This is a genomic window from Streptomyces fildesensis, from assembly GCF_016107395.1.
GTDB classification, from domain to species: Bacteria; Actinomycetota; Actinomycetes; order Streptomycetales; family Streptomycetaceae; genus Actinacidiphila; species Actinacidiphila fildesensis.
Genome location: NZ_JAAIKO010000047.1, coordinates 1 through 8,930, shown reverse-complemented (window position 1 = coordinate 8,930; position 8,930 = coordinate 1). Strand labels below are relative to the sequence as shown.

The window sequence follows — 8,930 nt, the reverse complement described above, 5'->3', positions numbered from 1 at the left end:
GCCGAATACTTAGGCTAGCCTAACCTTATTATCAGGGGAAGTCGGGGTCCGGGACTCCCATGCCGACCACAACTGGGCATAACGGCCTCCGGCCCCGACCAGCGTCTCGTGCGACCCCTCTTCGACGATGCGGCCGTGTTCGAGCACGACGACCCGGTCGGCCGACGCCGCCTGGGTCAGACGGTGCGCCACTATCAGCGTGGTCCGCCCGCGCGTCGCCGCGGCGGCGGACTCCTCGAGCAACCGGGCGCCGAGGCTGCCCGCCTCGGCCGTGGCCTCGTCGAGCACCGCCACCGCCGGGTCGGCCAGTACGAGCCGGGCCAGTGCGAGTTGCTGGGCCTGGGCGGCGGTCAGCTCGTGCCCGCCCTCGCCGACCACGGTGTCCAGTCCCTCGGGCAGCGCCTCGGCCCACTCCAGAGCGCCCACCGTGGTCAGCGCCTCCGTGGCCCGCTGAACTGTGGCGCCGGGGCTGGCCAGCCTCAGGTCCTCGATGAGCGGTCCGGCGAAGACATGGATCTCCTGGGTGATCAGGGCGACCCGGCCGCGGAACCCGTCGGTTCCGAGCGCGGCGGGCGACACTCCGCCCAACTGCACGGTGCCGCGCCGCGGACGCAGCGATCCGGCGACGATGGCGGCCAGCGTGGACTTGCCCGCGCCGGTCGAGCCGACCAACGCCACCCGGGACCCTGCGGGTACCCGCATGCTGATCCCCCGCAGTACATCGGCCCCGCCGGCGTAGGCGAAGTGCACATCGGTCAGGTCGAGCGAGGCGTCCGCGGGAACCTGTCCGGGGGCCCCGGACACTTGCCCCGGTCCCTGTTCCTGTTCCTGCTCCCGCTCCTGCTCCGGGGGCATCTTGACCACACCCACCAGCCGGGCGAGGCTCGCCCCCGCGGCCAGTACCTCGTCGAAGACGAAGAGCAGCATGCCGATCGGTTCGAACAGCCGGTGGAACAGCACCGCTGCGGCCGCGGCCTGACCGACCGTCACGGTGCCCTCGCGGACCAGCAGGAACCCGGTGACGAGAATGACGGACAGACCACCGAACTCGGCGCGGTTGACCCGGCCCACGAAGCGGGTGAACAGGTCGAACACCCAGACCGACACATCCCGTGAACTCCGGGACGCCATGTCGATGTTCTCCAGATGGCGATCCTGCAACCCATAGGCGTGCACCGTACGCCGGCCCTGCATGCTCTCCACCAGGCGCTGCGACGACCGCGCGACGGTCTTGCGCTGCTTGGCGTACCGGGGCATGGCCAGGGGCAGATACCAGCGCAGCGCCAGCACGTAGAGGGGTACGGCCACGGCGCCGGCCAGCCCGAGCCGCCAGTCCAGGCTCGACATGGCGGCCAGCGTGAGGGTGCCGAGCAACGTCGAGGAGATGACGACGGGGATCCGTTCGACGAGCGCGTTGCTCACTTCGGCGACATCGGCGCTGACCCGCGACAGCAGGTCGCCCCGGCCGGCCCGTTCGAGGGTGGTGACCGGCAGGGTCAGAGCCCTGGACACGGTGCGCTCACGCAGCATGGCCAGGATCTGTCCGCCGAGTCGGGCCACCAGATACGAGGTCAGGCCGGTGGCGGCGCCACCGACGAGCGCCGCCGCGGCGATCGTGACCGCGATCCCTAGGATCGCCGACGAGCCTGCCCCGTCGCGCACCCGGTCGACGAGGATGCCGAGCGCGTACGCCGGGACGACGGCCGCGGCCGCGCCCAGCAGCCCCACCAGCAGGGTGAGGGCGAGGGCGGCGGGGCGTTCACGGAGCCGGCCGCCCAGCCAGCGCCAGGTGGTACGGGAGTTCGCGATCGGCAGCAGGTGTTCGTCCGGCTGTTCGCTCTGCTCGCTCTGATGGCTCTGTTCGCTCTGTTGGCTCATCGGAGCACCGCCCGTCGGTAGTCGTCATCGGTGGCACCGAGTTCGGCGTGGATCCCTTCGGTGACCACCCGGCCGCCGTCGAGGACGACGACACGGTCGGTGGCCGCCAGCATCGCCGGGCTGTTGGTCACCAGCACGGTGGTGAACGCCGCCGTCCCCGCGAGATGGCGCAGGTCGCGTACGCCCTGGGCGATGGCCTGTTCGGTGACGGTGTCCACCGCGGTCGTCGGGTCGTGCAACACCAGGATCGGCGGGCGGGCCAGCAACGCCCTTGCCAGGGCGACCCGTTGACGCTGTCCGCCGGACAGACCGGACCCGCGCTCCACCACCTCGTACGCCAGACCCTCGGGGTGGGCCGAGACCACATCGCCGGCCGCGGCGGCGGCCAGTGCGCCGGACACCGCCGCCGGGTCGGCGTCGCCGTCCGCCCCCGCCGTCAGGTTGGCGGCGAGCGTCCCCTCGAACAGGTCGGTGCGGTGCGGTTCCACCAGCATCGTGCGCCGGGCGTCGGCCAGGCTGATCCCGCCGAGCGGCTCCCCACCGAGGAGCACCTGGCCGTCGTACTCGTGCGGCACCACCCGCCCGGACAGGACCCGGACGAGGGCGTCGGCGTCGGTGCCGCGGTGGGCCACGATCCCGACGAACTCACCGGGCCGGGCGTCCAGATCGATCGTGTCGAGGGTGCCGTAGCGCAGTCCGCGCACCGCGAGTCCGGGCGAGGCGGCGACGGCCGGGCCGGCAGGGGCGCCGTCGTCGGTGTGCAGCACGGGGGCGGAGACCACCCGCGCGATACGGTCTGCCGACGCGCGGGCCTCGGCGATCCAGCCGGGGATGACGGCGAGCAGGCCGACCGGTGCCATCAGGAACTGCGCCACCCCGATGATGGTCAGGAACTCGCCGATGGTTATCCGCCCGCGCAGCGCGAACCAGCCCGCAGCGACGGCGATTCCGCAGGCGAGCAGCGAACCGCTCGCGTTCGAGACCGCGTTGTAGACGCCCTGGGTGCGCGCTGCCCGCAGGGCGGCGGCCAGGGATTTCTGGCTGACCTCCGCATAGCGCCGGGACGCGGCGGCTTCGGCGCCGATGCCCTGCAGCGGCCGGACCCCGCTGACCAGGTCGGTCGCCAAGGACGCGGCGGTGCCCATCATCTCCTGTTGCTCGGCGACCCGGCGGGTGATGCGCGGGGTCGCCAGGTGCAGTGCCAGCAGCGCCAGCGGTGTCGCGACCAGCACGGCGATGCCGAGCGGGACGTCGATGAACAGCAGGGTCACCGAGCAGACCGCCGTGGCCACCACCGCGCCGGTCGCCCGGGGTATGTAGTCGATGATGTACGACGCCTTCTCGGCGTCGCTGGAGGAGATCGTCAGCAGGTCACCGGCGCGCAGTTCGGTCTCGATGCCGCGCGGATCCATGATGCGGCCGGCGACCTCCAGCCTCAGCAGGTGCGTCTCTTCGGCAAGGGCCCGCATGAGAGTGCGTGCCCCGTACCGGTAGACGATCGTCAGCACCGTGAACAGCCCGGCCAGCCCGGCGAGCCACCACAGGAGTGACGTCCCGTCACCCGGCCCGATCGCGCGGTCCACGATCACGCCGATGAGCACCGGAACGAGCGCCTCGCACACCTGGTGCAGGCTGATCAGTACGGTTCCGGCGGTCAGCCGCCGGGCGTTGCGGGTCGTCGTCCGGCGCAGGACGCGCCCGCCGGTGGCCGGTGGTGTCGTGGGCCCGGCCACGGTCAGTGCGCGACGGAGTCGGCGTCGGCGGTCATCCGCTCGCGCAGGCTCCGGGGACGCAGGTCCGTCCAGGTGCGGTCGATGTAGTCCAGGCACTCCTGGCGCGGGGCTCCCGGTCCCTGGCCGAGGGCTATCGCCCAGCCCCGCGGGACTTCCTTGAAGGTCGGCCACAGCGAGTACTGCTCCTCGTCGTTGACCAGCACGTAAAAGCTGCCGCTGTCGTCGTCGAAGGGGTTGTCGGACACGGGGTCTCCTCAAATGGCCGCTGGGCGCCCCGGAACAGGCGCGATCTGCACGATGTAAGTGATGCGCGAGATGCGCAGAGGTTAGCCTAACCTAACCATGGATCGTGGTCGCGGTCCGGGGTGCGGTCACGATTCCGGACCGGGGGATGATCAGCGGGGTGTGCGTCTCGGGGTCGTCGATGATGCGGCAGCGCAGCCCGAAGACCTCCTCGACCAGCTCCGCGGTGACGATCTCCCGGGGGTCGCCCTGCGCCACGATCCGCCCGGCCTTCATCGCGATGAGGTGATCGGCGTAGCGGCAGGCGTGGTTGAGGTCGTGCAGCACCGCCACCATCGTGGCGCGCTGCTCCCGGTTGAGCCGTACGCACAGCTCCAGCACCTCGACCTGGTGGGCGATGTCCAAGAAGGTCGTCGGCTCGTCGAGAAGCATGATCGAGGTCTGCTGTGCCAGGACCATCGCCAGCCACACTCGTTGGCGCTGCCCGCCGGACAAAGTGTCGACCAGCCGACCGGACAGGTCGGTGACCCCGGTGGCCTCCATCGCCTCGAGTACCGCGGCCTCGTCGTGGGCCGACCACTGCCGGATCAGCTTCTGGTGCGGGAAACGTCCGCGGGCGACCAGGTCGGCCACCGAGATTCCCTCGGGTGCGGTCGACGACTGGGCGAGCAGACCCAGTCGCCGGGCGACCTCCTTGGCCGGATAGCCGTGAATATCCCGGCCGTCCAGCACGACCCGCCCGCGCCTCGGGCGCAGCAGCCGGGACAGCGCCCGCAGCAGCGTCGACTTCCCGCAGGCGTTCGGACCGACGATGACCGTGAATCGCCCGTCGGGCACCTCCACACTGAGGTCCTCGCAGATGGCCCGCTGGTCGTAGCCGATGGTCACGCCCTGGGCGTGCAGTCGTGCGGGCGTAAGGCCGGCCTCAGTCTGTGCGGACCCAGTAGTCTCAACGGCATCGCTCTGCGCCGTGTCGCTCGGTGCGGGGGTGGCATTCATTTCCGGCCTCTCGTGTTCCTGGCGAGCAACCAGGCGAAGTAAGCGCCGCCCAAGCTCACGGTCACCACTCCCACCGGCAGTTGAGTGGGAGCGAACAGCCGCACCGCGAGGAAGTCCCCGACCAGGAGCAGCAGCGCTCCGGTCACCGCGGAGGGCACCAGCGCGATCCCCGGGGCCCGGGTGAGCCGCGCCGCGATCTGCGGGGCCGCCAGCGCGACGAAGGAGATCGGCCCGGCGGCGGCGGTCGCCACCGCGGTCAGCGCCACCCCGACCGCCAGATACGCCAGCCGCACCGGCTCGCGCCGGACCCCGAGCGCGGAGGCCGCGTCGTCACCGAGTTCCAGCAGCCGCAGCGACGGGCCCATCGCCACCAGGAGCAGACTGAGCGCCCCGACCGCGTACGCCACCGGTGGCACCTGGTCCCAGCTCAGGTCATTGAGGCTGCCCTGGCCCCACAACGCTGCCGCGTAGGCCGTCTGCAGATCCGCCTTGATGATGAACCACTGGTTGACCGAGCCGAGGACAGCGCTGACCGCTATCCCGACGATGATCAGACGGAACCCCTGCACCCCCTGCCGGTAGGCCAGCAGATAGACCACCGCGGCGGTGAGCAGCCCGCCGACCAGCGCGCCCACCGAGGTCTGCGCGTAGTCATGGCCGACGTAGGCCGTGGCCACCAGGACGCCTGTGTACGCACCGGTGTTGAAACCGATCACGTCGGGGCTGCCCAGCGGGTTGCGCATCAGGGACTGGAACACCGCGCCGCTGAGTCCCAGCGCGGACCCGATGAGCAGCGCCAGGACCACCCGTGGCAGCCGCCACTCCACCACCACCAGCCGGGCCCAGCCGGATTCCTGGCCGGTGAGGGCGCGTACGACCTGGTCCGGAGGGAGGGAGAATTCGCCGGTACCCAGCGCCAGCACACCGACCACCAGCGTCAGCAGCAGGAGGATCGCGCAGACCACCGTCGTCCGGACGCTCAGCCGCACCGAGACAGCCGCCGACGGCCGGAGCACCATGACCCGGTGGCCGAAGTCGACCCGGGGAGCGCCGTCCTGGCGGCGCGTCAGGGCCTTCACAGCGCGCTGACGTTCGAACGACGGACCATCCAGATCAGCACCGGCGCTCCGACGAACGCCGTGACGATCCCGGCCTGCAGTTCCGCCGGCCGGATCACCAGCCGCCCTATGACGTCGGCGCTCAGCATCAGGACGGGCGCGCAGACGACCGTGAAGGCGAGGATCCAGCGCTGGTCGGGGCCGACCAGCCAGCGCACCGCGTGCGGCACCATCAGCCCGACGAACCCGATCGGCCCGACCGCAGCCGTCGACGCACCCGCCAACAGCATCACCGCCAGAACCGCGAGTACCCGGGTACGGGTGATGTCCGCGCCCAGCGAGCGCGCGATGTCGTCACCCATCGCGACGGCGTTCAGCGACCGCGCGACCGTCAGCGCCAGCAGCAGCCCCACCCCGATGAACGGTGCCACCGCCAGCGCGATGCTCATCGGACGCCCCCCGAGCGTCCCCACGTCCCAGAACCGCAGATAGTCGAAGGCCCGCGGCCGTACGAGACGGATGCCGGCGGAGAGTCCGTCCATCACCGCTCCGAGCGCGACCCCCGCCAGGGTGAGCCGCACCGGCGTGGCACCGCCGCGCCCGATGGACCCCAGGGCGTACACCGCCACCATCGCCACAGCCACCCCGGCGAAGGCGAACCAGACGTACGACCAGATGCTGGTCAGCCCGAGCACGCCGACGGCGAACACCACGAACAGCGCCGCGCCCGCGTTGACCCCGAGGATCTGGGTGTCGGCCAGCGGGTTGCGCGTCACCGCCTGGATCAGCGCGCCGCACACCCCCAGCGCCACCCCGGTCAGCAGTCCCAGCACCAACCGCGGAACCCGCAGTTCCCGCACGATCGTCTGCTCATCGGTGCCGGTGTAGTGGGCGAACGCGTCCCAGGTGGTGTGCACTCCGATCGTCCGTGTCCCCACCGCGATGCTCAACAGGCACGCCACCGCGAGGAGCGCCACACACGCCAGCAGCCACCCCGCGCGGCGCGCGTCCGACGCGGCTATACCGGTCGTCCCCGCTGAACGCTGCGCCTTCACCGCCCGAGGCGGCCGATCAGACACCCGAGCACGCATTCCCGTACATCCTCACAAGCCACAGGTACACACAGCCGGACAGACGCATAGCCGTCGAAGACAGGCGCCCATCTTAGTTAAGACAGGCTAACCTAATCCAAGCGTCGATCATCCGCTGCCCCCATGACCCAAGGCAAGTAGCATGCTCCACCCAAAACGGACGGAAACGAACGTTGTCGCCGGCGCACAGGACCCAGTGCGGTTCCTCGGGCATCCCATCCGGGGAGAGTCCGGGCCACCGGACGACGGGCGGGCGCGGGCGCCAGGCTTCTGGAACCGGCACCCCGATTCGCCCGGACGGGCATTCGTGAACGCTTTGGTCGCGAGGCGTAATCGCTCCGCAGCCGGAGGGCGGACGAGCGAAAGAAGCCCACCCCGTCCGCCATCCGGTCTTGGCACCGGCCGAGTTGGCCTTTACCGGTGCAGACCCGAGACCCACCGCACCCAGCGCCCGCCAAACCCTGCACCCTCGACCCCGCCGACACAGCAAGCCCCCGGAAGATCGCGAAGGCCCCCTTGCCGAGGAGGAGCCCCCTGCCGGAGCACACCCATGTCAGACGAATTGCCGTTCATATCCCATTGGGCACCCAACCCGGTGCGGGTAGTTTCATCCGTTGTGCATTCGACGAGGTCGTGTACGAGTTCCGCTACATCGACCTGGAACGGCCCTTGCGGGCGCTGTCCTCCCATCGAACGACGGCCACCGCACCAGTTGACGCTCTCCGGACAGGTGCACTGCCCGATGAGGGCACACTCCGCGCTCGATCACTCCCCATCCCTGGCGTCGGGCGGAGTTGCGGGCGCTCACGAAGGCAGCTCGGTTCCGGCCTGCTCGCGCACCATGTAGTCCGCGTACCAGTCCGGCCAGTTCGGATCCTGCGCGCCGGTGCGCGCCTCGTGCCCGCCGTGTGCGGCCGCGGCGCGGCGCAGCGCGGCCGCGAGGTCCGAGGAAGACGAGAAGGTGGTGACCGTGGGGTCCATTCGTCCCGGAAGCCGGGTGGTGATCTCCTGCAGGACCCAGCCGTTGCCGTCCGGGTCGCTGAATGACAGGAACGAGCCGTAGCTGCTGCGTCGCGGATCCGGGCCTGTTACTCGGGCGTCGGTTCCGGCGTGGTGGAAGACACCGCCTGCGTCGTGGAACACCTCGCTCGGGTCGGCGCCGAGTTGCTTGAGCTGGTCGTGGGCGGCCTCGATCGCGTTGACGATCAGGTGGAGTCCCTGAGCCGAGCCCGGTGCCTGGGAGGTGACCGAGGTGCCGAAGATGACCGACGCCGGCGAGCCGGGCGGGGTCACCTGCACCACCCGGAAGTTCTCGTCGGTGGCGACGTCGGCGTCGAGCCGCCAACCCAGCCCTGTGTAAAAGTCCTTGGCCCGGTCGACATCGGCCACCGGCACCACGACGACTTCGAGCTTCATGTCCATGACCCGCGCCTCCTGCGCTCGTCCGAAAATGCCGACAAGGCGAGACTTGCACGGCCCGATCACCGGGGCACCCCCAGCGCATGGCAGGGGTCGATGTGGGCCAGGGAGGTCACGGGCCAGAGCGTCCCGCGTGCCAGGTACGGCTCGTGCGGTGAGGGGTCAGCAACCGACGCTCAGGCAGCCCGCGTTGCTGCGGATCCCGCGAGTGGCGTACTCGAACGCGAGAGCCTTCGGGGCGGACCGGAGTCCACCCTTGGTCAGTGAGCGAGCACGGAGGGGACGGCCAAGTGGGCGTGATCGACCAGGCTGGTAGTTCTGCACGACGTGGCCACCGCCCTGACACAACATCTGCCCTCGAGTACTACCTCAAAAGTCACCCGTCCGGCCCATCCGTGGTCGTGGTCACGCACGTGCTGGCGTTCGCTGGTGTGCAGGGACCGGTGCGCCACGCCTAGTGCGTTGTCCACGAACGTTCGCCGGGCCTGGTGATCCGTGAATGATTTTTG

7 protein-coding genes are annotated in these 8,930 nt (G+C 70.5%); all 7 read right to left on the bottom strand.

The window, feature by feature from the left end; translation table 11 throughout:
- Positions 1-9: 9 nt before the first annotated feature.
- The 7 genes from C6N31_RS35980 to C6N31_RS35950 all read right to left on the bottom strand — a co-directional run bounded on the left by C6N31_RS35980 (position 10) and on the right by C6N31_RS35950 (position 8,424).
- Positions 10-1,878, bottom strand: a complete 1,869-nt coding sequence (locus C6N31_RS35980; protein ID WP_198359096.1) for an ABC transporter ATP-binding protein — start codon at positions 1,876-1,878, stop codon at positions 10-12.
- Complete coding sequence (locus C6N31_RS35975) at positions 1,875-3,611, bottom strand: ABC transporter ATP-binding protein (RefSeq protein ID WP_138351952.1); 1,737 nt, start codon at positions 3,609-3,611, stop codon at positions 1,875-1,877. The genes C6N31_RS35980 and C6N31_RS35975 overlap by 4 nt, the downstream gene beginning before the upstream one ends.
- 2 nt (positions 3,612-3,613) lie before the next feature.
- Positions 3,614-3,856: an MbtH family protein gene (locus C6N31_RS35970; RefSeq protein ID WP_138351953.1), complete on the bottom strand. Its 243-nt coding sequence runs from the start codon at positions 3,854-3,856 to the stop codon at positions 3,614-3,616.
- Between the two features lie 91 nt (positions 3,857-3,947).
- A complete protein-coding gene (locus C6N31_RS35965; RefSeq protein WP_138351954.1) occupies positions 3,948-4,853 on the bottom strand; it encodes an ABC transporter ATP-binding protein in 906 nt (301 codons plus the stop codon).
- Positions 4,850-5,932 carry a FecCD family ABC transporter permease gene (locus C6N31_RS35960; protein ID WP_244809713.1) on the bottom strand — a complete coding sequence of 361 codons (1,083 nt, stop codon included), beginning with the start codon at positions 5,930-5,932 and terminating at the stop codon, positions 4,850-4,852. Before C6N31_RS35960 ends, C6N31_RS35965 begins: the two co-directional genes overlap by 4 nt.
- Positions 5,929-7,002: an iron chelate uptake ABC transporter family permease subunit gene (locus tag C6N31_RS35955; RefSeq protein ID WP_138351955.1), complete on the bottom strand. Its 1,074-nt coding sequence runs from the start codon at positions 7,000-7,002 to the stop codon at positions 5,929-5,931. Before C6N31_RS35955 ends, C6N31_RS35960 begins: the two co-directional genes overlap by 4 nt.
- An 804-nt stretch (positions 7,003-7,806) precedes the next feature.
- Entirely contained in the window at positions 7,807-8,424 is a 618-nt protein-coding gene (locus tag C6N31_RS35950; protein ID WP_138351956.1) for a VOC family protein, read from the bottom strand.
- Between the last annotated feature and the right edge of the window lie 506 nt (positions 8,425-8,930).